Annotated in this window: 21 protein-coding genes; 10 read left to right on the forward strand and 11 right to left on the reverse strand. The window is 60.8% G+C overall.

The window, feature by feature from the left end:
- Window positions 1–237: 237 nt before the first annotated feature.
- From IGB42_RS16295 to dnaA, 6 genes are all read right to left on the reverse strand, one after another.
- A complete protein-coding gene (locus tag IGB42_RS16295) occupies window positions 238–1,197 on the reverse strand; it encodes a hypothetical protein (protein ID WP_159673591.1) in 960 nt (319 codons plus the stop codon).
- Between the two features lie 125 nt (window positions 1,198–1,322).
- On the reverse strand, window positions 1,323–3,086 hold the full coding sequence (locus IGB42_RS16300) for an ATP-binding protein (RefSeq protein ID WP_159673594.1): 1,764 nt from the start codon (window positions 3,084–3,086) through the stop codon (window positions 1,323–1,325).
- Between the two features lie 8 nt (window positions 3,087–3,094).
- The gene (locus IGB42_RS16305; protein WP_159673596.1) at window positions 3,095–4,495 is read right to left on the reverse strand and encodes a DEAD/DEAH box helicase; all 1,401 of its coding nucleotides are present in this window, start codon (window positions 4,493–4,495) and stop codon (window positions 3,095–3,097) included.
- Between the two features lie 650 nt (window positions 4,496–5,145).
- Window positions 5,146–7,569 carry a DNA topoisomerase (ATP-hydrolyzing) subunit B gene (gyrB, locus tag IGB42_RS16310; RefSeq protein ID WP_159673599.1) on the reverse strand — a complete coding sequence of 808 codons (2,424 nt, stop codon included), beginning with the start codon at window positions 7,567–7,569 and terminating at the stop codon, window positions 5,146–5,148.
- A 62-nt stretch (window positions 7,570–7,631) separates the two neighbouring features.
- The gene (dnaN, locus tag IGB42_RS16315; protein ID WP_159673601.1) at window positions 7,632–8,738 is read right to left on the reverse strand and encodes a DNA polymerase III subunit beta; all 1,107 of its coding nucleotides are present in this window, start codon (window positions 8,736–8,738) and stop codon (window positions 7,632–7,634) included.
- Between the two features lie 223 nt (window positions 8,739–8,961).
- Complete coding sequence (gene dnaA, locus IGB42_RS16320) at window positions 8,962–10,362, reverse strand: chromosomal replication initiator protein DnaA (protein WP_159673603.1); 1,401 nt, start codon at window positions 10,360–10,362, stop codon at window positions 8,962–8,964.
- A gap of 258 nt (window positions 10,363–10,620) precedes the next feature.
- Here dnaA and rpmH point away from each other — a divergent pair, with 258 nt between their 5' ends.
- The 6 genes from rpmH to IGB42_RS16350 all read left to right on the forward strand — a co-directional run bounded on the left by rpmH (window position 10,621) and on the right by IGB42_RS16350 (window position 16,766).
- Window positions 10,621–10,755: a 50S ribosomal protein L34 gene (gene rpmH / locus IGB42_RS16325; RefSeq protein WP_159673605.1), complete on the forward strand. Its 135-nt coding sequence runs from the start codon at window positions 10,621–10,623 to the stop codon at window positions 10,753–10,755.
- Window positions 10,756–10,775: 20 nt separating this feature from the next.
- Window positions 10,776–11,141, forward strand: a complete 366-nt coding sequence (gene rnpA / locus IGB42_RS16330; protein WP_159673607.1) for a ribonuclease P protein component — start codon at window positions 10,776–10,778, stop codon at window positions 11,139–11,141.
- Complete coding sequence (gene yidD, locus IGB42_RS16335) at window positions 11,126–11,335, forward strand: membrane protein insertion efficiency factor YidD (protein ID WP_159673609.1); 210 nt, start codon at window positions 11,126–11,128, stop codon at window positions 11,333–11,335. Before rnpA ends, yidD begins: the two co-directional genes overlap by 16 nt.
- Before the next feature lie 23 nt (window positions 11,336–11,358).
- A complete protein-coding gene (gene yidC, locus IGB42_RS16340) occupies window positions 11,359–13,128 on the forward strand; it encodes a membrane protein insertase YidC (protein ID WP_159673611.1) in 1,770 nt (589 codons plus the stop codon).
- Between the two features lie 145 nt (window positions 13,129–13,273).
- Complete coding sequence (gene mnmE / locus IGB42_RS16345) at window positions 13,274–14,608, forward strand: tRNA uridine-5-carboxymethylaminomethyl(34) synthesis GTPase MnmE (protein ID WP_159673773.1); 1,335 nt, start codon at window positions 13,274–13,276, stop codon at window positions 14,606–14,608.
- A 166-nt stretch (window positions 14,609–14,774) separates the two neighbouring features.
- Window positions 14,775–16,766 (forward strand): diguanylate cyclase domain-containing protein, encoded by a 1,992-nt coding sequence (locus IGB42_RS16350; RefSeq protein ID WP_159673613.1) that lies wholly within the window; start codon window positions 14,775–14,777, stop codon window positions 16,764–16,766.
- Between the two features lie 57 nt (window positions 16,767–16,823).
- Here IGB42_RS16350 and IGB42_RS16355 read toward each other — a convergent pair whose 3' ends face one another.
- Window positions 16,824–17,594 carry a DJ-1/PfpI family protein gene (locus tag IGB42_RS16355; RefSeq protein WP_159673615.1) on the reverse strand — a complete coding sequence of 257 codons (771 nt, stop codon included), beginning with the start codon at window positions 17,592–17,594 and terminating at the stop codon, window positions 16,824–16,826.
- Between the two features lie 131 nt (window positions 17,595–17,725).
- Window positions 17,726–19,852: a multicopper oxidase family protein gene (locus tag IGB42_RS16360; RefSeq protein ID WP_159673617.1), complete on the reverse strand. Its 2,127-nt coding sequence runs from the start codon at window positions 19,850–19,852 to the stop codon at window positions 17,726–17,728.
- A 314-nt stretch (window positions 19,853–20,166) separates the two neighbouring features.
- On the opposite strand from IGB42_RS16360, the gene IGB42_RS16365 reads away from it, so the two are divergent.
- Window positions 20,167–20,346: a hypothetical protein gene (locus IGB42_RS16365; RefSeq protein WP_159673619.1), complete on the forward strand. Its 180-nt coding sequence runs from the start codon at window positions 20,167–20,169 to the stop codon at window positions 20,344–20,346.
- Window positions 20,347–20,430: 84 nt separating this feature from the next.
- Window positions 20,431–21,129 carry a hypothetical protein gene (locus IGB42_RS16370; RefSeq protein WP_159673621.1) on the forward strand — a complete coding sequence of 233 codons (699 nt, stop codon included), beginning with the start codon at window positions 20,431–20,433 and terminating at the stop codon, window positions 21,127–21,129.
- Here the strand turns inward: IGB42_RS16370 and IGB42_RS16375 are convergent.
- The 3 genes from IGB42_RS16375 to IGB42_RS16385 are packed head-to-tail and all read right to left on the reverse strand — an operon-like array spanning window position 21,108 to window position 24,144.
- On the reverse strand, window positions 21,108–22,250 hold the full coding sequence (locus IGB42_RS16375) for an ABC transporter permease (protein ID WP_236822615.1): 1,143 nt from the start codon (window positions 22,248–22,250) through the stop codon (window positions 21,108–21,110). The genes IGB42_RS16370 and IGB42_RS16375 overlap by 22 nt on opposite strands.
- On the reverse strand, window positions 22,247–23,185 hold the full coding sequence (locus tag IGB42_RS16380) for an ABC transporter ATP-binding protein (protein WP_159673623.1): 939 nt from the start codon (window positions 23,183–23,185) through the stop codon (window positions 22,247–22,249). The genes IGB42_RS16375 and IGB42_RS16380 overlap by 4 nt, the downstream gene beginning before the upstream one ends.
- Window positions 23,182–24,144, reverse strand: coding sequence for an HlyD family secretion protein (locus IGB42_RS16385; RefSeq protein WP_159673625.1), 963 nt, complete (start codon window positions 24,142–24,144; stop codon window positions 23,182–23,184). Before IGB42_RS16385 ends, IGB42_RS16380 begins: the two co-directional genes overlap by 4 nt.
- A 254-nt stretch (window positions 24,145–24,398) precedes the next feature.
- On the opposite strand from IGB42_RS16385, the gene IGB42_RS16390 reads away from it, so the two are divergent.
- Both IGB42_RS16390 and IGB42_RS16395 read left to right on the forward strand, forming a co-directional pair.
- On the forward strand, window positions 24,399–25,643 hold the full coding sequence (locus IGB42_RS16390; protein WP_159673627.1) for an Hsp70 family protein: 1,245 nt from the start codon (window positions 24,399–24,401) through the stop codon (window positions 25,641–25,643).
- Window positions 25,640–26,488: a helix-turn-helix transcriptional regulator gene (locus IGB42_RS16395; RefSeq protein WP_159673629.1), complete on the forward strand. Its 849-nt coding sequence runs from the start codon at window positions 25,640–25,642 to the stop codon at window positions 26,486–26,488. Before IGB42_RS16390 ends, IGB42_RS16395 begins: the two co-directional genes overlap by 4 nt.
- Window positions 26,489–26,631: the final 143 nt, after the last annotated feature.

Consider the following 26,631-nt stretch of genomic DNA (forward strand, 5'->3'; position numbering starts at 1 on the left):
ACAACGGCCACTGTAGCTTCGATGTCGTAGTCGGGGCGCGCAGACTTGTGGGAAAACCAGACCCTGATTAGCCATTAAATTTGGCGGCCAATTACCTACGAACTCAATAGTGGCTTTGCGCCCGGTTTGTTGGTCGTGATTTCTAACGCGCTTTCCTGATACCTACTCCGATGGTATTGGCGATGTGCATTTTGTAGATCAAAGTAACGATCCCTATTGCAGGACTATAAAAATAGTTCAGAGTAGTTTCAAATATTCGTCCAAGTTGGAAACAGTGATGAACCGGGTCTGATTTGACGTCAGCACGGAGAACTCGTTTTCTCTGATGGTGATAGTTGTCTTCTTAACTGAACGGAGCGCGCTATGGGCGGCGTACTTCACGAACAGCTCGATTTGATAATCACCCAACTGCCACTCCCCCACCTCATACCCTGGCTGTTGAATTGGAGCGAACATCACAACTTGTTCGACTGAGGATTGAGGGGGAATTGCGAAATCTCCGAATGGCCTCCCGAGCCTAAGTCGTGTGTCATATTCCTTTTCTGCCCTTTCGGGAACGATAGAGTCGGGGCGGTAGCGCATTTCTCTTGTGGTAGACCACACACGCAGTAGAAACATTTCCACAACCGCTGTTGACGCACCGCCGTTAATGACCGTGAGGGGAAGTATTAACTCGAAGGCTCGGTCCGAGGCCCGTACCGGCGCTGCTATTTCTAACACACTCCAGAGAACCTCACAGTTCGCGGTTAAGCGCTGGCTGACCGCATGTGGATATGCCGCCGTGATCCCACTGAGCAACCATCCATCGAATTCCGCGCGAGACATACACTTTCCGTGTATCGAGGCTTGCAGCATGCGAGCTACGAGTTCGTAAACCAACGACTCGCGCAGGGGGAGAGGAATTGGGGCGATGGACTGTGCGGTCAGGTAACGATCCACTTTCGTAATGGCTTGGTCGAGCAGAGCTAATGTGTCCACTGACGTGGGGGTGGGCACCTCAACGTCATCGAAGGGAGAGTCATCTAAAACGGCAGCAGCAATCGGCCCCGCTAGCATCAGTTGGTATTTGTCTGCCGCATGCGATTCCTTGAGCTCTTTGCACCAAGCGACCACATCACCTTTTCCAATCTGGTTCTTGGAAGATTTCACCTGCTGAGCGCAAGTTGAACCATCGGCGTACTCCCATTTGATGTCCACCTTATCATTCTGAGAGGCCGGCTCAAGCGTTACGGTTATCCATTGTTTGCCTGCCCACAGTGAGTCAAGGAGACAGATGAGAGTTTGTACCGCGAATCCGCGGATTGCGTCGCGTCCGCTCACTGTTAGTTTTCGACCTCAAAGAAGTCCATGGCCATTCGACCCCAATCAAAACGGATTTCTTCAAGGGTTCTCCGTTGTTTGTCGCTCGGTGCTTCATCCTCCATTCGGGCCCACGCTGCAACAAGTGACAAGACTTGCCTGGCATAGTGAGCTTCCGGCCCTTCCTCCCCTTGAAGGGCTTCGAAGATGCGTGCGTGCACTGGGTGGCGAGTGTTCAGGGTGACTAAGATGACGCCCCCGGTAGTAGATACATCAAAGACATTGAAACCAGATACATCGGCGTGTCTAAAACGGAATTTGATTTTCTTCGTAACATAGTTCACGGCAAGAGCTTGGGCTTTGTCCTCCCCCACCCCGTCTTGAACGATCCCGGCCGTCAGTGCTGATGTGCGTTCACTGGCAGGTGCATGTTCATCTTTGTCACTTCTCCCCGTATCTCCAACCCGCTCTCTGCGTCTTGCCACTGAGTCTGTGGCTGCTTGTTCAGCCTCGCTCTCGGTTCTCTCCGTCGCGGCCTGATTGCGTCCACCCTCTCGCATCTTTTTCACTTGCGCCCGCATGGAGTCCAGTAGCTTCTCGATCTCGCGACTGATGCGATACATGGCGAGCCGTGGGTCATGATCTGCCTGGAGTCTTTCGTGATAATCCTTCAGTTTGAGACCCTCTGCTTCCGCGTCTTCCTCCATACTCAGACGTGTGAATCCTGTTGCAAACTGCTTGTTGTTGGTGACACCAAAAACATCATCTAGGCCTGGATCAAATTGCACCTCAATCCCCCACCATCTCTCGCGTGTGTCATAAGAGATAGTGAAGCTGTGGTTGAGTTCCAACTCTCGTCTTGATCTTACGACCGAAATGCCTTGATTCTTTTGTGCGTGCTGGCCAATTGCTTTTCCCCCTCCAAGGAGCCGAGCCTCTGGCTTGCAGATTGACGCAATGATGGTCACGGGATGTTCTACACCGCCGCAAGCAACGTGTAGAATCAGAGGTTGCCCGAAGGGCACGAAGGCCGGCTCCTGATTAAAGGGTTCGGGAGCATTTGTTCCTGGCATTAAATAGAGAGGATCATTAGGCCGAACAAAGCTTTCGTACACGGCTGCTCTGGTTCTGTTCTCATAGGCGGCAAGCCGAATTCGTACAGTTTTTTCATTGATGAAGTGCCGGTAAACACGTCCGCTAATGAACTCGGTATGCCGTAATAAAGTCGTACTTTGCTTCCAAGAGATACGGTCTAGTTTGCTCCAAACGACCAATGTACCGTGCTCTTGGATATTGCCGGCGATCAATGACATCCACTCTGAGGGAATCTCAGAGGGCTGTGGCTCGGGAACATCTGCCATCTTGCCGTCTTGGATTTCTTGCACATCCAAATACGCGTGATGAACTAATCCTTCTCGCCATGTCCAGACATCCACTCTTTTGCATTGAGAGATTGAGGAGTTTGGTAAACCCATACCAAACTTACCAATTCCCCTGTGGTGAGCTTTATCGAGGCGCGAGCCGTTACCGAACTGAAGGGCTTTTCTGAGTAAGTCAGGGTCCATGCCGCAGGCGTTGTCGTAGACTGCGATCCGAGATGTTTGGCGTCGTCCTTCGGCCGAAGTTTCGTCAAGGCAGATGACCTCGATCTCTGTGCGAATTTCGGAGTCTTCTCCTGCTTGAATGGCGTTGTCAATAAGCTCAGCTAGCGCGTGCGCGGTATCTCGATAACCTGAGCTCCGCATCGCTGAGATGGACAGATTTTGGGGAATGACGGGAAAAGACATGGGGTCTCCTACATATCCAGCGTCGACCATGTGTTTATTGACGTCACCCAGCCGGTATCGGCTTGTGAGTCGGATGCCACAATGAGTCTGAGAGTTGGAAGATTGGGATCACGGGCTTGGACAAGCCGCCCGATTGTGGAAAGGAACACCGCTCGAGATTTGCTGGGTGACGCCATCACACATACGGAAATATTGGGAACCGAGTCACCTGAGAGCAGGAATCCATGCACGCACAAAATCCGCTCGTCATCTCTAGCCACAAATTTCTGAAGGGCAAGCGTGCGTTCTTCTGGGGATTCCTCTGCGGTAACGGACCTTGCCTTCACGCCTAGAACCGGTAGGAGGCCGGCGAACAGCCTCGCATTTGCCGCTGTTGTCGCGTAATAGACAATTCGCCCCCTGCCTGTAGATTCCTTCTTCAAGATTTCCAAGAGGCTCTGATTGCGTTCAACGTGGGTCGCGAGCTCATTCACATACATCTGATCGAAATCCAGCGAGTCGTCGCTGATGGCTGGGGGCAGGATGTTTGTGGAGGTACTTAAGACTGATGACGTCGTAAGGGGTACGACTGTGGTTTCGATGTCAGCGAAGTTGCCCGCCTTGCGAAGCTGCTGTAGTTCGTTCTCCTCCGAGACCGATATGTACCCGCCTAGAAATGCACCCTTTAAAGAGTCCCGGGCAGGTCCTGGAGGAATGGCTGCGCCAGATGTGGCCAATATTCCTACAACGCTCAATGTGCCACTTACCGACATTTTTCTAATGATATTGGCCCCTGCAGGGTGAGCGATATTTTCCGCGTCTGCCAAGACAACCACCGATGTGATGGATCCGAGGGTTTCGAGCGCGGGACTCTCTTGGCTAAGTTGGAGGATGTCGACGACTGCTATCGCCCCACCTAGTTGGTCTAGGTCGCGTGTTGGGTGGTTGCCATAGAGTTGAAGGATGGTTATGTCGCGCGAACCCAATTGTTGCCACACCTCCTTCAACTCACTAAAAGCTTCTTCACACATGGCTGCACCTGGAGCCAGCCAGATAACCGATCTATCATCTGCTTCCGAACGGTAGAAATCTATCACTGCGGTGGCTACGAGCCGAAGCTTTCCGGCACCGAACGGCATGTGCAGTAGAACGGAGCAAGGCGTGCGGGAGATGGCTCGTCGCAGCTCTCGAAATGCGTGAAGTTGGCGTGAGCTGAGCTTGTGGGTGGCAACCGCTTTATGGGAGCCCTCGGACACCTGAAGCGGTGCCCCGCAATCGTCATTCACCACACCATACCATCTTCCCAAGGGCCCCAAGTTGCCGGGCACAGCGTCGAAGTCAATGCTACGCAGTGTTTGTAGAGCCGTTATCACAGGCAGTTGAAGCATTTGGCAAAGCTCGATAGCTTCTGATTTTTCTAGCTTGGACAATAAGAGGTTCCTGATCTCCTTTGTTCTTAATGCGCCGAGCTTGCCATGCACGCTCTCGATAAAGTAGGCCAACCCCTCCGAGGTGGTTGCCTCGGGGCCTTGTTTGCGGAGTAAATCAACGGTTGAGGCCCCTAGCAGACTTATTAATGCGGACGCCTCGTTTCTGGCCAGGTGCTCTGAGAGTCGGCTTCTTGTGCCTTCTCTCATCGGTCCTGCGGTTGATGGGGTTTCTTGGGATTCAGGTGGTGGCGCCATTTTCTGGCCTTGGCGGATTATCAATGGAAGTTATCTTTACTGCAGTAGCAATCTATCTCATCCCTAGTACGGCATTAGTGCTGGCCTAAAGCAGTGCTAAAAATTGAACTGCAAGTTTTTGACTGCGTAGATGTCTTCATATGTTTCGTCAGAAAGGCACCAAGATTTCCTATCAAAAGCTTACGTGTCTTGAAGTTTACTCAGAATTAGCTACGCTGGCGACCCTAGTTGCATAGGAATATACGATGGCTGTCCTGTGTCGCCTTGAGTTGTGAAGCTGTTTGATTTGGTGAGGCCAAAAAATAAAAGGCCTCCCGCAAGGGGGAGGCCTCAAAACGAATCTCAAAAATCTAGAGATTTGGGAAAAATCCAGACTTCAATCGGATCCTACAACCTCAAGCATCAATATTCCGAGCAATCAACGCATTCTGCTCAATGAAGTGCCTACGCGGTTCCACCTGGTCACCCATCAGCGTGGTAAAGATCTCATCCGCGGTAATCGCGTCGTCGATGTTTACCTTCAGCAGGCGGCGCACGGTTACGTCCATGGTGGTTTCCCATAGCTGTTCGGCGTTCATTTCACCCAGGCCTTTATAGCGCTGAATGCTGATGCTGCGGCGTACTTCGTTCAGCAGCCAATCCAGCGCTTCCTTGAAGTGCTTCACGCCCTGCACCTGTTCGCCGCGCTTGATTTGCGCATCCGGCTCGATCAGGCCCACCAGCAGTTTGGCGGTGTTGATCAGCTGGGCGTAGTCGCCAGAGCGTACAAAGGCGTCGTCGATATGCTGGATATGCGTTACGCCGTGCTGGCTGCGGGTGATCTTGATGGCGTGGCCTTCGCCGCTGCCGTTGCTTTCAAAGGTATAGATCGGGTCTGCCACCACGGCGGTCAGGCGGGCGGCGCTGTCGCGGGTAGTTTCTTCGCTGCTCAGGTCCAGCGGGGCGTCCAGGCGCAGCAGCGCATTCAGCACCAGCGGGTCGATAAAGCGGCCGTTGCGCTCGATGATGGCTTCAGTCACGAAGTACTGGCGCGCCAGTGCATCCAGCGCATCGGATTCGATGGCGGGCTTGCCGGCGCCCGGCAGCAGCGCGGCGCCGTTCAGGGCGCTCTTCAGCAGGTACTGCTTCATTTCCTGCTCGTCTTTCAGGTAGGTTTCCTGCTTGCGCTGGGTTACCTTGAACAGGGGCGGCTGGGCAATGTAGATGTAGCCGCGTTCCACCAGCTCTGGCAGCTGGCGGTAGAAGAAGGTCAGCAGCAACGTGCGGATGTGGCTGCCATCCACGTCGGCATCGGTCATGATGATGATGCGGTGGTAGCGCAGTTTTTCGATGTTGAAATCATCCTTGCCGATGCCGCAACCCAGCGCGGTGATCAGCGTGGTGATCTGTTCGGATGAAATCAGCTTGTCGAACCGCGCGCGTTCCACGTTCAGCACCTTGCCGCGCAGCGGCAAGATGGCCTGGAATTTGCGATCACGGCCCTGCTTGGCAGAGCCACCGGCAGAGTCACCCTCCACCAGGTAGATTTCGGATAGCGCCGGGTCTTTTTCCTGGCAGTCCGCCAGCTTGCCGGGCAGGCCCAGGCCATCCAGCACGCCCTTGCGGCGGGTGATTTCGCGCGCCTTGCGGGCGGCTTCCCGCGCGCGGGCGGCTTCCACGATCTTGCCACAGATGATCTTGGCGTCGATCGGCTGCTCTTGCAGGAACTCGGTCAGCGCCTTGTTGATCACTTCGTTCACGATCGGGCCAATTTCGCTGGAAACCAGTTTGTCCTTGGTTTGCGAGCTGAACTTGGGGTCTGGCAGCTTTACGCTCAGCACGCAGGTCAGGCCTTCGCGCATGTCGTCGCCGGTGGTTTCCACCTTGGCTTTTTTGGCAAAGTCGCCGGCTTCAATGTAGTTGTTCAGCGTGCGCGTCATTACCTGGCGCAGCGCGGTCAGGTGGCTGCCGCCGTCGCGCTGGGGGATGTTGTTGGTAAAGCACTGCACGGATTCCTGGTAGGAATCGTTCCACTGCATGGCCACTTCCACCGTCATGCCGTCTTTTTCGCCCACGGTATGGAAGATATGCGGGTGCAGTACGGTCTTGCTACGGTTCATGTACTCCACAAAGCCGCTCACGCCGCCGGTGTAGTTGAAGTTTTCTTCCTTGCCATGGCGGCGGTCGATCAGCGCAATGTTCACGCCATTGTTCAGGAAAGAAAGCTCGCGGATGCGCTTGGCCAGGATGTCGAAGTGGAATTCGATCAGGCCAAAGGTTTCAATCGAGGCAAAAAAGTGCACCTCGGTACCGCGCTTGTCGCTGTTGCCGATGGCTTTCAGCGGCTCTACCGCCACGCCTTGGCGGAACTCCATGCTGTGCACTTTGCCATCACGGCGGATGGTCAGGCGCAGCCAGTCGCTCAGCGCGTTCACCACCGATACGCCCACGCCGTGCAAACCGCCGGATACCTTGTAGCTGTTCTGGTCGAACTTGCCGCCGGCATGCAGTTCGGTCATGACGATTTCCGCGGCAGAGCGCTTGAATTCGTCGTCTTCCTTGATGGCGGTGGGGATGCCGCGGCCGTTGTCTTCCACGCTGACGGAGTTATCCGCGTGGATGATCACCTTGATGGTGTCGCAATGGCCGGCCAGTGCTTCATCGATTGCGTTATCCAGCACTTCGAACACCATGTGGTGCAAGCCTGTGCCGTCCTGCGTATCGCCGATATACATGCCAGGGCGCTTGCGTACGGCTTCCAGCCCTTTCAGGATGCGGATGCTGTCCGCACCGTATTCCTGCGGGTTGGCGGGTTGTTGCGGGGTGTTCTGATCGCTCATTGCTGGGTACTCTGAAAATGCAAAAAGGCCTGGTGTGCCCAGGCCTGACGTGATGAGGCTGCTTAGATACGCATCGGCATCACGATGTATTTGAAGTTCTCGTTATCCGGAATCGACACCAAGACCGAAGAATTCACGTCGCCAAAGGCGAAGTGCAGGTTTTCGACCGAGCTATTGGTCAGTACGTCCAGCAGGTACTGGATATTGAAGCCGATATCCAGCGGGGCGCCGGCGTAATCGACTTCCACTTCTTCCTGCGCTTCTTCCTGTTCGTTGTTGTTGCACAGGATTTTCAGCACGCCGTCGGTCAGCACCAGGCGCACGCCGCGGAATTTCTCGTTGGAAAGAATGGCCGCGCGCTGCAGGGATGCCAGCAGCGTGGTGCGCTCGATCAGCAGCAGTTTGTCGTTGTTCTGCGGAATCACGCGGTTGTAATCGGGGAACTTGCCATCCACCACCTTGGAGTGGATCACCACATTGCCGAAGGTAAACTTCACTTGGTTGCCGGCAATCTCGATGGCGACTTCGTCGTCCACTTCCTGCAGCAGCTTGAATAGCTCCAGGATGGTCTTGCGCGGCAAGATCACTTCGTTCTTGTCGAAGCTGGTTTCCAGCTCGGCCGATGCAAACGCCAGGCGGTGGCCGTCGGTGGCCACCAGCTTCAGGTGGTTGCCTTCGGTAACGAGGAACAGGCCGTTCAGGTAGTAGCGGATGTCCTGGTGGGCCATGGCATATTGCACGCGGCCCAGCAGCGCTTTCAGCTGGCCTTGCGACAGGCGCACGGTGGCTTTCAGGTTGGTATCCACTGCCAGCGTGGGGAAGTCTGCAGCAGGCAGGGTTTGCAGGTTGAAGCGGCTTTTGCCGGCCTTTACGGTCAGGCGGCTATCGGCCTCTTCCAGTGTCACCACGGTTTTGTCCGGGATGGCACGCAAAATGTCGGAAAACTTCTTGGCGGATACGGTGATCGCAAAATCGCTGCCAGAGAACCCTTCGGTTTGCTGGCTGGCAATCTGGATTTCCAGATCGGTACCGGTAAAGCTCAGCTGGCCGCCATTTTTCTGGATCAGCACATTGGAGAGGATCGGCAGCGTGTGCCGGCGCTCGACAATACCGGTGACGGTGGCGAGCGGCTTCAGAAGTGCATCGCGTTCGGCTTGCAGCAGTTGCATGTCGATGAATCCGCAGAAAGAAGTTAAACGGCTGAATTCTACCTGATTAGGCAGGGGCTATCGAGACTACATTACGCTGCTGTGGCATTGCTCTGACGTCAGCTTCAAGCTGACGGCATGGGCGCTGCCAGCAGCATGATCCATATGGCGCCCATGCTGGGCTGGCAAGGGTTTGCGCGCCGTTGCGCTTGCCCGCTGCCAGCGGCTTGGCCGCCGTATGCTGTCAGCTCCGCAACATCTGCAGCAGCACGCCGTACTGGTGGGCAATTTCCGCATCGCTCTGGCGGAAGCCTTCTATGGTCTGGCACGCATACAGCACCGTGGTGTGGTCGCGGCCGCCAAACGCATCGCCAATGGCGGGCAGGCTCATTTGCGTCAGCTCTTTGGTCAGCGTCATGGCAATCTGGCGCGGGCGGGCAATATCCCGCGTGCGCTTCTTCGAGTGCATGTCCGCCACCTTGATCTTGTAGAAATCCGCCACCGTCTTCTGGATGTTTTCTACCGAGATCTGCCGGTTGCCGGATGCCAGGATGTCTTTCAATGCCTCTTTGGCCGCTTCCAGCGTGATCACCTGATTGGTGAAGCGCGCGTAGGCCAGCACGCGCTTCAGCGCGCCTTCCAGCTCGCGCACGTTGCTGCGGATGTGCTTGGCAATGAAGAACGCCACGTTGGCATCGAGCTTGAAGTTCTCGCGCTCGGCCTTGTTCAGCAAGATGGCCACGCGCATTTCCAGCTCTGGCGGCTCGATGGCGACCGTGAGGCCCCACGAGAAGCGCGAGGTCAGCCGCTCTTGCAGGCCGTCGATCTCGCGCGGAATGCGGTCAGACGTCAGTACGATCTGCTTGTGGCTTTCCACCAGCGTATTGAACAGGTAGAAAAACTCTTCCTGCGTCTTGTCCTTGCCCACGAAGAACTGGATGTCGTCGATCAGCAATAGATCCAGCGAATGGTAGTAGCGCTTGAATTCGTCAAACGCCTTGTGCTGGTAGGCGCGCACCACGTCGGCCACGTATTTCTCGGCGTGGATGTAGCGGATCTTCGCCTTGGGATTGCGCTGATGTACAAAATTACCAATCGCCTGGATCAAGTGCGTTTTACCAAGGCCCACGCCACCATATACAAACAGCGGGTTGTAACTCACGCCCGGGTGCTCTGCCACTTGCTGCGCGGCGGCGCGCGCCAGTTGGTTGGCTTTACCGGTTACCAGTGATTCGAAGGTGAAGTTGGGGTTGAGGCGCGTGGTTTCGTGGTTGGCACCGGCGGTAACGATGCTGGGCATCACCGGGGCGGACGATTGCACTACCGGGCCGGCATCCTGGCTGCTGCTGCGTGTTTGCGGTGCCTGCGCACTGGGCGGCGGCGGGGCCTTGCGGGTGTGGTTGCTCACTTTAAGCGCAATGGCCGGCGCGGGTTCGTGGCCGAAGCTGGCAGCAGCTTCTTCGATCAGGCCCAGGTAGCGGTCACGGATGAACTGCAGGAAGATCTGGTTGGGCACGATCAGGTTGAGGCCGTCGTCGGCCGTTTCTGCAACCAAGGGCTTGATCCAGATGCGGAATTGGTCCGCGCCCAAGCGCCTTTCAAGCTCGCCCAGGCAGTGTGACCAGCAGTTTTCCAGTAGCGGCATGTGGTGTGGATCGCGTTTCAGTCAGGGTTTTTGCGGGAAAAAGAATCCCTACCGGCGGCTTGCTGGGCAAGCGGTCGGGGCTGCAAAACGCTGACGTTGTTGTGGGATGAGGGTGGATTCTACCCGTACCGGGCCGACTTATCCACAGCCCCGGCCCGGACTGATGGGTGGTCGATAATTCAGATTTAGATTGACACGGCGTTTCTTTGGTTGTGTAATCAGTGGTTTACTTGCTTTAGTTCTGGTCAGGAATCCATCATGAAGCGTACTTTCCAGCCTTCCGTTATCCGTCGTAAGCGTACCCACGGCTTTCGCGCACGTATGGCCACCAAAGGCGGCCGTGCAGTGCTGAACGCACGCCGCTCCAAGGGCCGCGCGACACTGTCCGCGTAATCACGACGCGAACGCCCGCGATGGGCGCTCTCCGCTATGCATTTCCGCGGGCGTTGCGCCTGCTAAAAACGGATGAATTTTCATCCGTTTTTAGTTTGCGCGTCAGCAGCAGCCAGGGGCCTTTCCAGGTTCTGGCACGCCCCAATGGCTTGGCGCATGCGCGCTTGGGCCTGGTTGTCGGCAAACGAACCGACAAGCGGGCGGTTGTCCGCAATTACCTCAAGCGTAGCGCGCGTGAAGCATTTCGCCTGCATGCTGCCGAGTTCGGCGGTTTTGATTTCGTCGTGCGCGTGCGCGAGCGTTACGGCCGCGCTGCGGCCATGCAAAACCGCGAAATCCTGCTTGCGCTGATGAAGCGGGCGGCCCGCCGATGCGCGCCGTCCTGATTGCATTGCTGCGGTTCTACCAGCTGGCCATCAGCCCGCTGCTGGGGCCGCGTTGCCGCTTTACGCCGTCCTGCTCGCACTATGCCATTGAAGCCTTAGGCAAATATGGCGCGGTACGGGGTGGGTGGCTTACAATTCGCCGTCTCTGCCGGTGCCACCCCTGGGGTGGTTGCGGTCACGACCCTGTCCCCTGACTCCCGATTCTTCGAGCCCATACATGGACATCAAGCGTCTCATAGTTTTTATTGCGATCTCGTTCAGCATCCTGTTCCTGTGGCAACAGGTGATGGACAAGTACTATCCGCAGCCGAAAACCCCGCCGGCTGCCAGCAGTACTGCAAGCGGCTCTGCCAGTGGGAGCGCCAACGGCACTGCCGCCGCCGGTAGCCAGGCTGCGGCTGCAGAAGCTGGTGCACTGGTGCACGGCCAGCGTATCCACGTGAAAACGGATTTGCTGGACGCCGAGATCGACGTCAACGGCGCCGACCTGCGCAGCGTGAAGCTGCTCAAGCATGGTGAAGTGGTGGATACAGGCGCGCTGGACAGCTTCAAGGCGCTGTTCGGCGGCAAGCCGGCGGCACAGCCGGACAAGCCGTTCACGCTGCTGCAAGATAGCGGTGACCATATCTACGTGGCGCAAACCGGCATCCGTGCCGACAACGTGCCGGGCCTGCCCTCGCACAAGACGGTGTTCACCGCCGCGCAAACGCAATATCAGCTGGCCGATGGCCAGAACGCGCTGGACGTGCGCCTGGAAGCCACCAGCCCGGCCGGTGTGAAGGTTGCCAAGATCTACACCTTCAAGCGTGATCAGTACGTGGTGGATGTGAAGTACGAAATCGTCAACGGCAGCGCGCAGCCGCTGACCGCATCGGCCTACTACCGCCTGCTGCGCGATGGCAAGGAACCGGTTGGCCAGCATAGCGGCTTTGGCGGCACCAATGCCTTTACCGGCCCGGCCGTGTACACCGATGAAAGCAAGTTCAAGAAGATCGCCTTCAAGGATCTGGACAAGAACGATGCGGCCTACCCGCGTTCGGGCAAGGATGGCTGGGTTGCAATGATCCAGCACTACTTCGCCAGCGCGTGGATCGCCTCGCCGGAAGGCAAGCCCGCCATTTGCGGTGCGCAGGCATGTGATTACGAAGTACGCCGCCTGGATACCGGGCTGTATTCGGCCGGTATCTCGGTAAGCCTGCCGAAGATTGCGCCGGGCGCCAAGTATGAAAACAGTGTCGAATTGTTCGTTGGCCCGCAGCAAACCCGCATCCTGCATGCGGTGGCACCGGGCTTCGACCTGATCAAGGACTACGGCATCTTCACCATCTTTGCCAAACCCCTGTTCGCGGTGCTCGATTTCATCCATGCGCACATCGTGTCCAACTGGGGCTGGGCGATCATCCTGCTGACCTTGCTGATCAAGCTGGTGTTTTTCCCGCTGGCTTCCACCAGCTACCGCTCGATGGCCAAGATGCGCAAGCTGGCACCGCGCATGGAACAGCTGAAAGAGCGTCATGGCGAAGACCGCATGAAATTCCAGCAAGCAGTGATGGAGATGTACAAGACCGAGAAGGTCAACCCGCTGGGCGGTTGCTTGCCGATGCTGGTGCAGATCCCCGTATTCATGGCGCTGTACTGGGCGCTGATTGCCGCGGTCGAACTGCGCCAGGCACCGTGGGCATTGTGGATTCATGACCTGTCGGCCAAAGACCCGTACTTTGTGCTGCCGGTGCTGATGACCATCACCATGTTCATCCAGCAAAGCCTGTCGCCGCCGCCGCCGGACCCGATGCAGGCGAAGATGATGAAAATCATGCCGCTGGTGTTCAGCGTGCTGTTCTTCTTCTTCCCGGCTGGCCTCGTGCTGTACTACGTGGTGAACAACACGCTGTCCATCCTGCAGCAGTGGTTCATCACCCGCCAGATCGAGAATGCCGACAAGGTGGTGGTCACCAAGGCCGACAAGGCCGCGCTGGCCAAGAAGTAAGAAGTAGTTGCTGCAAAGCGCCGCCTCCGGGCGGCGTTTGCATTTGTGGCGGCCGGAAGCCGCCATGCCTTCTCCCCCGCGCCGCTTGTGCCGCGCTGGCGGACTCATCAAACTGGCACCACGCCCCACGCAGAGTAACCCCGCCATGCTCTATACCCCCACCACCATTGCCGCTGTTGCCACTGCCCCGGGCCGGGGTGGGGTAGGGGTGATCCGCGTTTCCGGGCGCGGGCTGGATGCGCTGCTTGCCGGGCTGATCGGCCGCGCACTCACGCCGCGCCACGCGCACTTTGCACGCTTCAAGGCGGCTGATGGCCAAGTGATTGACGAAGGCATCGCGCTGTACTTTCCCGGTCCCAATTCGTTTACCGGTGAAGACGTGCTGGAGCTGCAGGGGCACGGCGGGCCGGTGGTGCTGAAGATGTTGCTGGCGCGCTGCACCGAGCTGGGCGCGCGCCACGCGGAGCCGGGCGAATTCAGCAAGCGCGCGTTCCTCAACGGCAAGCTCGATCTGGCGCAGGCCGAGGCGATTGCCGACCTGATCGATGCGCAATCGGAGGCGGCGGCGCGCTCGGCGCTCAAATCGCTGGACGGCGCGTTCTCGCGCGAGGTGCATGCGCTGGTCGAGCAGCTGATCAACCTGCGCATGCTGGTGGAGGCGACGCTGGATTTCCCCGAGGAAGACATCGATTTCCTCGAAGCGGCCGATGCTCGCGGCAAGCTGCATGGGCTGCAGCGGCAGTTGCAGCAGGTATTCGGCACCGCCACGCAGGGCAAGCTGCTGCGCGAGGGCGCGCACATCGTGCTGATCGGCCAGCCCAATGTGGGCAAATCCAGCCTGATGAATGCACTGGCCGGCGAGGACATCGCCATCGTCACCGACATTGCCGGCACCACCCGCGATACCGTGCGCGAGCTGATCCAGCTCGACGGCGTGCCGGTGCACATCATCGATACTGCGGGCCTGCGCGAAACCGATGACGTGGTGGAAAAGATCGGCATCGAGCGCACCTGGGCGGCGGTGGAAAAAGCCGACCTGGCGCTGCTGCTGCTCGATAGCCGCGAGGGTGTCACCGTGCATGACAGCGATATCCTGGCGCGCCTGCCCGCTGCACTGCCAGTGCTGCGCGTATTCAACAAGATCGACCTGACCGGCGAGGTGGCTGGCGAGGTGGCCGCCGATGAAGTGCATGTGTCGGCCAAGGGCGGCATCGGCATTGCCGAGCTGCGCCACAAGCTGCTGGAGCGCGTGGGCTGGCAGGGCAGCGAGGACGGGGTGTTCATCGCGCGGGAGCGCCACCTGGATGCCATCCGCCGCGCGCAAGCCAACCTGTTATCGGCTGATGCCGCGTATGTGCAGATCGAGCTGTTTGCCGAGGAGCTGCGGCTGGCACAGAACGCACTGAGCGAGATCACCGGCGCGTTCACGCCGGATGATTTGCTGGGGGTGATTTTCAGCCGTTTCTGTATCGGGAAGTAAGCAAAAGCGTCGCCGGAGCCCGCAGTTGATTTCTGCGGCTGTACGGCTGTATGACGCTCTATCCGCCTGTCGGAAACGCAGCCACCTTATGTCGCATGCGTAACATGGCTATCGCAATTCCTGACATATACTCGCCGTAAGCATCGTTTGTAAGCGTTTCTCCGACATGACACAACCCACGGCATTGCGCCCCGCCCACGGCGGCGCTTCCCCGCACAAATCCGACCGGCGAATGCAATCGCTGGCCGACGGGATGCCGCAGCCGGCGTGGATGAGTGGTGCCGATGGCCGTATCGATTACTGCAATGCCAGCTGGTTCGATTACACCGGCATCGCCCGCGAGGCCGGGCTGGACGATGCCTGGTTGCACACGCTGCACGCCGATGACCGTGAACGCTGTACCGCAGGCTGGGCGCAGGCACGGCAAAGCGGCAAAGGGCTGGAGCTGGAGTACCGTTGCTGGCATGCCGCCAGCCAGGCATGGCGCTGGGTGCGCAGCCGCAGCATGCCGGTATACGACGAAACCGCCACCGTGGCGATGTGGTTCACCAGCAGTACGGAAGTGGTGGTCATCCAGCCCGGCATCATGCCGCCAACCGGCGGCGTGGACGAAACGCGCGAGCTGGCGGCGGTCAACCGCCACCTGATGGGCACATTGCGTGAGCGTGATGCCGTCATCGACAAATACGAACAGCAGACCGCCCACCTGGGTGAAGTGATCGCCACGCAATCGCAGCTGGCGCAGGCCGAGCTCGACCTGGATGATTTCATGCGCATCGTGGTGGAGCGCATGCTCAAGCTCACCCCGGCCACCGGCGCGGTGGTGGAGCTGGCCGATGGGGATGAAATGGTCTACCGCGCCGCCAGCGGTGTGGTGGCGCCCTATGTGGGCCTGCGGCTGGCGATTGCCGGCAGCCTGTCCGGCCTGTGCGTGCGCACCGGCAATATCCTGGAAAGCCCGGATACCATGCTGGACGCGCGCGTGGACAAGGCTGCGTGCCGCAAGATCAACGCCATGTCCATGGTGGTGACGCCGCTGGTGGAATCCGGCATCGTGGTGGGCGTGCTGAAAATCCTGGCGGATAAACCCTTCGCGTTTTCCCCTGCCGATACGCATACGCTGCAGCTGATGGCCGGCCTGATCGGCGCTGCGGTGGGTCACCAGCTCAGTTTTGAAACCAAGCAGATGCTGCTGGAAGAACGCACTGCCGCGCTGCGCGCGCTGGAGGCGGAGGTGGCACGCCGCCGTGCCAGCGAGGAGCGCACGCGGCTGATCATCGAAAGCTCGGGCGAGGCATTCCTCTCCATGGATCTGGACGGCCTGATTACCGACTGGAATCGCCAGGCCGAGCAGACGTTTGGCTGGACGCGTGCCGAGGTACTGGGCCGGCCGCTGGCCGATGTGCTGATCCCTGTCGCATTGCGCGATGCCTATGCGGGCGCGCTGGCGCAATTCCTGCAAGCAGTGGAAGGGCAGGCCTTGTCGCAACGCATGGAGCTGGTGAGCCAGACGCTGGCGCGTGGCGAAATCCCCATCGAGATGTCGATCACCGCGATCCGCAGCGGCCCCACCTATCTGTTCAGCGCTTTCCTGCGTGATATCAGCGAGCGCAAGCGCGAGGAAGAACGGCTGCGCCATATGGCCGATCACGACATGCTGACAGGCCTGCCCAACCGCCGTGCGTTCACCATGGCGGTTACGCAGGGGCTGGCGCGCGCCAACCGCATCAACCGTGAACTGGCACTGATGTTCCTCGATCTGGATGGCTTCAAGGCGGTGAACGACCAGCATGGCCACGATGCCGGCGATGTGCTGTTGCGGCAGTTTTCCAGCCGCATCATCAGCAGCGTGCGCCAATGCGATGTGGTATGCCGGCTGGGTGGCGACGAGTTCGTGGTGCTGCTGGAAGGGCTGGGCGATGGCGGCCAGGATGCCGCGGTGGTGGCGCAGAAGATCATCGCGCAGATGAAGCTGCCGTTCACCTTGCCGGAAGTGACCGTGCATGTGACCACCAGCATCGGCATCAGCCTGTATGCACCGCACAGCGGCGCCTCCGCCGATGTGCTGCTGGCGCAGGCAGACGATGCGCTCTATGCGGCCAAGCGCGCCGGCAAGAACCGCTATGCGTATGCCGGCGACGAGACGGCCATCATCTAGGCCCCTTGCGCCGGCTGCCCGCGCACCTGCTGCCGCCATGGCTGGCGGTACGGTGCGCTAGACCTTGCCGCAAACCAGTGCGATGTCCCCCTGCCCACCGGCCAGCACGCTGGCGATGGTGGCTGCCATGCCGGTGATATCGCAGCTGCTGTCTTCACCCGGGGTGTAGATGGGTGGCCGGGCCACCGATGGATCGCCGTCGTTGAACGGCGGCTTGGGGTTGTACTGCACCATCAGCTGTACGTTGCGCGCGACGGTATCGCCGGCAATGAGCGCGATCAGCGCCAGTGCTTCATCCAGCCCGGATGAAATGCCGCCGCCGCTGATGCGGTTGCGGTCGATCACGTAGCGCGGCCATTCCGGCGCCACATTGATGGCCGGAAACAGTTTCAGGCAGGCGATGAACGCCCAGTGCGTGGTGGCGTTGTAGCCATCCAGCAAGCCTGCGGCGGCCGCCAGCAGCGCGCCTTCGCATACGGTTGCCGTGTACTGCGTGCTGCTGCCCGCCTGCCACAGCAACTGCATGGTGGCCTGATCGCGCATCAGCGTTTGCAGCCGGTCCGGGTCGCCACCGGGTATCCACAGCAGATCGAACACATCGTCCACGCACAGGCCGGGCAGATCGCCGCCCAGCGTGAGTTTGTCGCGGGTTTTTACCGATGCACCATCGAGCGATACCAGCCGCACTTCACGCGCAGGCGCTGCCGGGTTGATGCCGGGCTCCAGCTGTGCCATCCAGTTGAAGAGTTCATACGGTACGGAGACATCGAGCAGATCGACGCCGTCGTACACGGCAATGCCGATCAGGTAGGGTTGGGTCGGGCTCATCACGGTTCCTGCCGGTTGAGAGGTGGAAACGCCCCGGAGCGGTGTGCGATCCGGGGCGGTCTGTATTGCCCGCTGCAACATGGCCGGCAAGGTACGCCGGGCAACGCCGCCAGCGGAGGTATGAGCGCTTGTTAGTGGTGCGCTTGTGCGGTGCCGCCCTGACCATCCGGCAGCGCGATGCGGATGTTCTGCATCATGCCCTGGTCCTCGTGATCGAGGATGTGGCAATGCAGTACGAAATCACCCACATAGCGCTCGTAGCGGGTGCGTACCACCACGGTGTACATGCCCTGCTTCATGGTGGGCGCTTCCTTGCTCGGGTAGAGGTTCTTGATCCACAGCGTGTCTTTCCACACGCCTTTCAGGCCCGGGTATTGTTCATCCTCGCCATCCATGGCGTTTTCCGCGCTGACATCCACGCCATTCGGGTCAAGAATCTTCACCACCTGGAACGGGTTCACATGGATGTGGAACGGGTGGCTGACGAAGTGCGAGGTCAGTGTCCATTCATCCACGCCGCCCAGCTTCAGCACGCGGTCGATGCGCGTGCCGTCGTACGGCTTGCCGTCCACCTGGAAGAACGCGGCACCGGGTACCGACGACACATCGATATTGAACGCCAGCGTCTGTGTGCCGGTCACTTCGTCGTCGGCAATGGTTTCATGCGGCACAAAGCTGGTCAGCTGCAGTTTGTTCTGCAGTTCGCCCACCACCTTCTGGCGCACATTGGCCGGCATGTTGGCATTGGCCGCTTCCACCAGCTTCTGCTGCAGGTATTGCGTGGTGTTGGCGATGGCCGGCGTGCTGCCCGCTTCCACCTGCACCAGGCCCAGCAAGCGGGCCGACGGGGCGGAGCGGTCGATGGTGGCAGTCACTTCCACATCGTTGATCACGCAGTAATCCCCTGCCTGCGGGAACACCACCAGTGCATCCCAGCGGTAGCCGGGCTGGAACACGGTGGTTTTCTTGCTCATCGCCCGGGCCAAGGTGAGGCCGTCCGCGGCCACCAGCGGCAGGTCCAGCTCGGGGCCGGTGCAGTATTTCTTCACGTAGTCGTCGGTGTCTTCCGCTTTCAGCCCGCTCAGCGTGGGGGCGTCGGGCGCGCGGCGGCGGATCTTGAACGCGATGGTATCGCGCACGCCGGCATGGATCATGCGCCAGCGTTCCACCACGCCGGCCTTGGCCTTGGCCAGGGTGCCCATCACCACGCCGTTGATGCTGGTATAGCGGCCGGAATCTTGCCAGGTGCCGGGGCCGAACTGGTCGTAGGCGCTGATCTGGCCGACATCGCCATCGTCGCACTTGTAGCGCTGGTCCTTGGGGTCGATCGGCTCGCCGGGCAGGGGGTCATTGCCATAGGTCTTGATCTGGCCTTTCATCGGCCCATCGGTAAAGCGGCACGCATACTGGATTTGCTGGAACACCATCACACGCTCGGGAAATACCGTGCTGCCATACGGCTTGAGCAGCGTATCCAGATCGCCGTTCTCGGTAGGGGTGGGGGTGCGGGTGCCGCGCACCACCAGTGCGCCGGCCATGCCGCTGGAAACCTGCAACGCGGTCGAGCCATGCTGGTGCGTGTGGTACCAGAACGTGCCGGCCGGGTGGGTGGGCGGAATATTGTATTCGTACTGGAAACCCACGCCGGGGTTGATGGACAGCAGCACGTTGTCGCTGTTGCCGGCCGGGTTCACCCACAGGCCGTGCGAGTGCAGGTTGGTGCCGTTGAAGCAATGCGGCGTATTGGCGCTGCCACCCTGCGCGGTGCAGCTCGGGTCCAGCGGCAGGTCGTTATTGAGCGTGATGCGCACGGTCTGGCCCGGGTAGGCCTCGATCTGCGGCGCGGCGTATACGGTTTGCCCCGGCGTGCCCCAGGTGGTGGGCGGTGCCAGTGGCTTGGCCTTGCTGCCATCGCCCTGCACATAGCTGCGCAGCTGCACCTTGTCGTAAGCGATCTGGCCGGCCTTTTCGACCGACGGGTTGCGTATCCAGCCGTTCACATAGCGGATGGCCAAGTCGAAGAACACCTCGCGCGGCACGCCCGGCGCCACTTCGCCCACTTGCGCCTGCGCCAGCAAGTTGCGCTTCTTCACCCCCATCAACTTGAGCTTTTCGGTGGATTTGGGTGCAGCCGGATTGATGGCGTTGAGCAGCGGCGGGTTGCTGACGATGGGCGTTTCCGCCGCGTGCGCGGCACCGGCCGCCAGCACGGCCAGCGTGCACAGCAAGCGGGTATGCCGCAGCGTAGGGATAGTCATGGGTGGTTCTCCTGAAGGCCGGGAATGGCACAGACGATGCCCGATTGAAGGCATGTCGCCAGCGGCCTGATGATGCTGTCTATTGCTGTTTGGAAAATTGAATGCTTTCGGCTTGTTTCTGACGCAGGTATATCTATTATTCATTCGTCATAAGAAAGCAAGTGCCGGGTTTACGTGCTGCCATGCCGCGAAGGGTGTGGCGGCCGGTTGCCGTAGCGCCAGCTGTCATCAATCGCCGTGATGGCTTGTCCCGGTTCCACCGGCAGGCCAGCGCCCCGGCAACGGGCCACGCCGCCTACCGCAAGGATCTGACCATGAGCTTCAACCCCGAAACAGGCAGCCTCCTGAGCCCGGCGTGGCCCAACGGCATCAACCAGCGCCCGGCATTGGCCGGCTCCATCGTGCGTACCATCCCGCATGCCAGCGGTTCGGGCGGCGTATCGCCGGCCGGCGTGGTGTGCACGTGGTTCGCGGTGCTGGATGACCCGGCCTGATGCCGGGTTGGCGCTGCCGCGCTGCGTTTGGCTACCTCGGGGGGCTGCGCGGTTCCGGGCTGGCCTGCTTCGCGGTGATGCTTGATGTCTGCACGCAACGCTAAGCCATCCGCTGCTGCAGCGGGCAGCCTGCCCGTTGCCCGCCACCCGCTTGCACGGCTGGCGCTGTTTGCGCTGGCCGGCTTGGTTGCCGGCGATCTGCCGGCCTGGCTGCATGGCGCGCCAACCAGCTGGGTGTGGAGCGCATTCAGTGCGCTGGCCTGCGCGCTGGCGGCAGCACTGGCAAGGCGCTGGCCACGTTGCCATGGCGGCGATATGGCGATGCTGGTTTGCATGGCGGCGGTCAGTGCCGGCATGGTGCTGGATTTTATGCGCGTGCCGCCCGCATCGCTGCTGTCGCTATGCAGCAGCGTGGCCGGCATGGGCGTGCCGGCGTTGCTGGTGCATGTGCGCTGGTTTCCACTGACGATGCTGGCCATGCTGCTGCTGATCTGCGTGCCATATCGGCCGCGGGCGCAGCGCGAACAGCGCAGTGTGGCGCTGTCTGCTGCCGTGCTGGGCATGCTGGTGGCGTTTCCGTGCATGCTGCTGGTGATGGCGTTGTGGATGAACGCAGGCAAGGCCATCGCTGCCATGCTGGGCTGGCCGTGGACCGCCAATGGCATGGTCAGCCTGATGCTGACCGGCATGCTGGCCTATGCGTGGCTGCGTGCTGCAGTTGCCACGCGGTTGTTGGGCCGCTGGCAGCCGGCGCCGGCGGCTCAATCCAGCGTGCGGCGATAGAACTTCACCGCCACCGTCATCACCACGCAGGTAAACAGCAGCAGCGGCCACAGGCTGGGCCACAGCTCGGCAAGGCCGCTTCCCTTGAGCAGGATGCCGCGGATCAGCCGGTTGAAATGCGTGAGTGGCAGCAGGTTGCCAATGAACTGCGCCCATTGCGGCATGCCGCGGAACGGAAACATGAAGCCGGACAGCAGCAGGTTGGGCAGGAAGTAGAACATGGTCAGCTGCATCGCCTGCAGCTGGTTCTGTGCCAGCGACGACAGCGTGATACCCACGGTGAGGTTGGCGGCAATGAACAGCAGCGCGGCGATGTAGATGGCGGCAATGCTGCCCATGAACGGCACATGGAACACGAAGCGTGCCGCCAGCAGGATGATGCTGGCCTGTATCAGGCCGATGGCGACATAGGGAATGATCTTGCCCGTCATCACCTCGATGGGCCGCACGGGGGTAGCCAGCAGGTTTTCCATGGTGCCGCGCTCGCGTTCGCGCGTCATGGCAAGGCCGGTCATCATCACCATGGTCATGGTCAGGATCACGCCCATCAGGCCGGGCACCACGTTGTATTGCGTATTGCCCTCGGCGTTGTACAGCCGGTGCACGGTGATGTCGTATGCGGCCGGGCCGGCCTGCAGCCGTGCCAGCGGCCCGGTCAGGTCCTTGCGCATGGCAGATTGCGCGATCAGGTTCAACGCCCCCAGCGCCATGCCGGTGGCCGCAGGGTCGGTCGCATCGGCCTCCACCAGCAGGGCGGGGCGCTCGCCGCGCAGCAGCTTGCGGGTGAAGCCGGCGGGGATATTGATCACGAACTGCACGCGGCCCTGTGCCAGTGCCTGCCGGCCGGCGGCTTCGTCGGGCAGCGTGGCGACGATGTCGAAATAATCGGAATTGCGCAGCGCTGCCAGGTAGCTGCGGGTGAATTCGCTGTGCTCGGCGGCAATCACCGCGGTGGACAGATGGCGCGGATCGGTATTGATGGCAAAGCCGAACAGCGCCAGCTGCACGATGGGCAGGCCCACGATCATGCCGAAGGTGATGCGGTCGCGCCGCAGCTGCAAGAACTCCTTGAGCACGATGCTCCACCAGCGTGCCACTGAAAACCCGGGCCAGCGCATCATGGGGGCGGCCCGAAGTTGTCGCTCGACCGGTTCATCATGTAGATGAACACGTCCTCCAGCCCGGTGGCCACACGGGTCATCTGCAGCGGTTTGCCGGCGATAGCCTCGCGCAGCGTGGTTTCGAGCAGTGCGTCGTCATTGCCGCTCACGTGCAATGCGCCGCCGAACACCACTGTTTGCGCCACGCCCGGCAGCCCGTGCAATGCCTGCGACAGGCTGCTGAGATTGTCGCCGCTGATCGCCCAGGTGCTGAGCGCCTGCCCGGCGATCACTTCGGCTGCCGTGCCCTGCGCCAGCAACTGGCCGTATGCGATGTACGCCAGCTTGTGGCAGCGCTCGGCCTCATCCATATAGTGGGTGGAAACCAGTACCGAAATGCCGCGCGCGGCCAGCCGGTGCAGCTCTTCCCAGAAATCGCGCCGTGCGCTCGGGTCCACGCCGGCGGTGGGTTCATCCAGCAGCAACAGCTGCGGTTCGTGCAGCATGCAGGCGGCCAGCGCCAGCCGCTGCTTCCAGCCGCCGGACAATGATCCGGTAAGCTGGCTGGCACGCGTGGTCAGGCCCAGGTTCTCCAGCGTGCGGTCCACCACCTCGCGCCGGTTCGGCATCTGGTAGATGCGGGCAACGAAATCCAGGTTCTCGCGTATGGTCAGGTCATCCCAGTACGAGAATTTCTGCGTCATGTAGCCGACATTGCGCTTGATGGCATCCGCGTCGCGCACCAGCTCGTACCCCAGGCACTGGCCGGTGCCGGAATCGGGCGTCAGCAGTCCGCACATCATGCGGATCGACGTGGTCTTGCCGCTGCCGTTGGGTCCCAGGAAGCCGAAAATCTCCCCCTTGCGCACCTGCAGCGACAGATCTTTCACCACGTGCTTGCTGCCGAAATGCTTGTTGAGCCCGTGTACGTCGATCGCGTATCCGCTGTCGCTCATCGCGGGGTCACTTCCACCGGCTGGCCGGGGTGCAATTTGCCGGCATCGGCCAGCGCCGGGTGTGCTTCCAGCATGAACACCAGCTTGCTGCGGTTTTCCTCGCTGTAGATCACTGGCGGCGTGAACTCGGCTTCGGTGGCGATGAAACTGACCGTCGCCGCGATATCGTTGCTGCAGCCGTCGCAATGCAGCCGCACTGGCTGGCCATTGCGCCAGCGGCCCAGCTGGGTTTCCGGCACGAAGAAGCGCACTTTCACGTTCTGCGGCGGCAACAGCCGCACGATGGGGTTGCCGGCCGCCACCCATTCGCCCTGGCGGTACAGCGTATCGGTGACCAGTGCCGCTGCCGGGGCAGTTACGGTTTTCTGCTGCAGCTTCCAGTCTGCCTGCGCCAGCGCCGCACTGGCCGCGGCCACCTGCGCCGCCTGTGCGCGCAATTGCGCCGGCCGGCCCGGCAATTCGGCAACGACGAGTGCGCTGCGCAACTGGCGCACCCTGGCTGCCGCCGCAGCGGCACGGGCGCGAGATTGATCGAGCAGCGCGGCCGACAGGCCACCGGCGGGCATTTGCAGTTCATCCCGCTGCAGCTGGCTGGCGGCCACCCTGGCATCGATCTGCGCTTCCGCCAGTTGCGCGCGCGCCACGTCGAGCTCCGGCACGCGCTGGCCGGTCTGCAGGTCGGCCAGTTGCGCCTGTGCCGCCGCCAGTTCGCCCTGTGCCTGGCGCTGCGCGGCAGCTTCGTTATCGGTATCCAGTGCAAACAGCGCGGCGCCCGCAGCCAGCTGTTGCCCGCGCGCCACGTTCAGCGTGGTCAGCCTGCCGGCCTGCGATGACCCCATGTAGACGAATTCGCCCTCCACATAGCCTTGCACGTGCGTATCCGGCGCCTTGCCGCAGGCGGCCAGCAAGACACTGCAAACAAGGCACAAGCCTGAAAAAGCCCGCTGTTTCAAGCGCATGGCATGCTCCGCCCCGGTGGTGGTGGATGGCGGCGCAGCGGCAGATGCGCGTGCGCCACAACGATGATGTCATCTCACCTTATTGAAGGAGAATGGTAGTTTCAACATCCGCGCACACGCATGGCCGCGCCGCTGGCATCATGAGGGGCGAACATTCAGATGGCGGGGCGATCATTTGGCGGTACAGGCAGAGGAATACCTGTTCCGATCAGGCCCTTCCGGATAGAATCGCGCCCTTTTTTCTGGAGTGGACGATGGCTTGTGGCGTTGATTTCGGTACGTCCAACTCGACGGTAGGCTGGGTAAGGCCCGGCCAGCCAACCCTGTTGGCGCTTGAAGATGGCAAGACCACGCTGCCATCGATGTTGTTCTTCAATGCCGAAGAAGAATCGGTCAGTTACGGCCGTGCTGCGCTTACTGAATATATGGATGGCTATGAAGGGCGCTTGATGCGCTCCTTGAAAAGCATCCTCGGCACCGGGCTGATGAGCGCGCAGACGGAGGTGGCCGGCCAGTCGCTCAGCTTCCAGACCATCCTCTCCACCTTCATCAACGAGCTGAAAGCCCGCGCTGAAACCAGCGCAGGGATCGGGTTCGATGCTGCAGTGCTGGGCCGGCCGGTGCATTTTGTCGATGACGACCCCAAGGCCGATCAACTGGCGCAGGATACGCTGGCCGGCATCGCGCGCGATGCGGGCTTCAGGCATATCGAATTCCAGTTCGAGCCCATCGCCGCCGCGTTCGATTACGAACAGACGCTGGACCGCGAAACGCTGACGCTGATCGTGGACATCGGCGGCGGTACGTCCGATTTTTCGCTGCTGCGCCTGTCGCCGGAGCGCGCCAAGGCGGCGGAGCGCCATGCGGACATCCTGGCCTGGGGCGGCGTGCATATCGGCGGTACCGACTTCGACCGTGCACTGAGCCTGTCCGCACTGATGCCCTTGCTGGGCTACAAGACGCTGCTGAAAAGCGGTGCCGAGATGCCGTCGAGCTACTACTTCAACCTGGCCACCTGGCACACCATCAACTTCGTGTACACGCGCCGCGTGATGAGCGATCTGCAAGACCTGTTCCGCGATGCGCAGGAGCGTGAAAAGCTCGACCGGCTGTTCAAGCTGATCGCGCGCCGCGCCGGGCACTGGCTGGCCACGCAGGCGGAGGCCGCCAAGATTGCGCTGTCCGATACCAGCGAGCACTTGCTGGTGCTGGAGCGTATCGAAGAAGGGCTGACGCACACGCTGCAACGCAGCGTGTTCGAGAATGCCATCGGTGGCCTGATCGGCCGCATCGAAACCGCGGTGACCGACGTACTGCGCAATGCCGGCGTGACCGCAGACCAGGTCGATACCGTTTACTTTACCGGTGGTGCTTCCGGCGTGCCTTTGCTGCGTAGCCAGATCGGCGCGTGCCTGCCCAATGCGCGGCATGTGGAAGGCGACCGCTTCGGCAGTATCGGCACCGGCCTTGCCATCGACGCCGCACGGCGCTTTGCATGACAGCCGCACTGGCTGCCGCCCGCCAACTGGCCGATGGCAGCGCCATTGCCGGGGTGACAGCGGCACAGGTGCAGACCATACGCCGCGTGCCTTTCGTACGCCCCACGCTGATGCGCGTGCTGGCTGGTGGCAAACGCGTGTTCAGCGCCCATGGCGAGCAATACGCCGGCCCGGCACAACTGATTGCCGTGCCTGCGGGGGCCGAGATCGATCTCGTCAACGAGCCGGATGCACGCAATGGCCGCTATGCGGCGGCGTTCATCGAGCTGGGCCCTGATCTGCTGCGGCAGTTCCGCGTGCAGCACGGCGCGCTGCTGGCGCAGCTCCCCGCCAATGATGCCCCCGGATTGGTGCTGCAGGCTGGCGTAGCGCTGGAGCCTGGCTGGCAGGCGCTGATGGCCGCCTGGCAGGCGCAGGCAGACGATGCCTTGCTCTCCCATCACCTGGCAGGCCTGTTGCTGGCGCTGCTGCTGGCCGGGCAGGGGCATCTGCTGTTCCAGCCCAGCGCTGCGCCGCTGGCCGAGCAGGTGCGGGTGCTGCTGCGGCTGGATCCGGCCTATGGCTGGCGCAGTGATGACGTTGCGCAGCGGCTGCACCGCAGTGCTGCCACGCTGCGCCGGCAACTGGCGGCGGAAGGCAGCAGCTTCCGCGCGCTGCTCGATGAAGTGCGGCTCAGCCACGGGCTGGGCCTGCTGCAGATGGGCGACCGGCCGGTGGCCGATGTGGCCGCGGCGTGTGGTTATGAATCCGCCTCCAAGTTTGCCGCGCGTTTCCGCGAGCGCTTCGGCTTGACGCCGTCTGCATTGCGCGATAGCCGGCAGGCGGCCATTCAGCCGGGCATCTGACGCAAGCAACGCTGATTGCTGCTACCAATGGACGACAGCTGGGCCGGGGCGGGCATGGTCGGGTTCTGGCCGGAGCATATCCGCTGCTGGCGGGCTGCGGGGTTAACAGGCGCTGAGCGGAATGGGGCCATCGCTGCGCGTTA

Source organism: Andreprevotia sp. IGB-42 (assembly GCF_009848685.1).
In the GTDB taxonomy this organism is placed as follows: domain Bacteria; phylum Pseudomonadota; class Gammaproteobacteria; order Burkholderiales; family Chitinibacteraceae; genus Andreprevotia.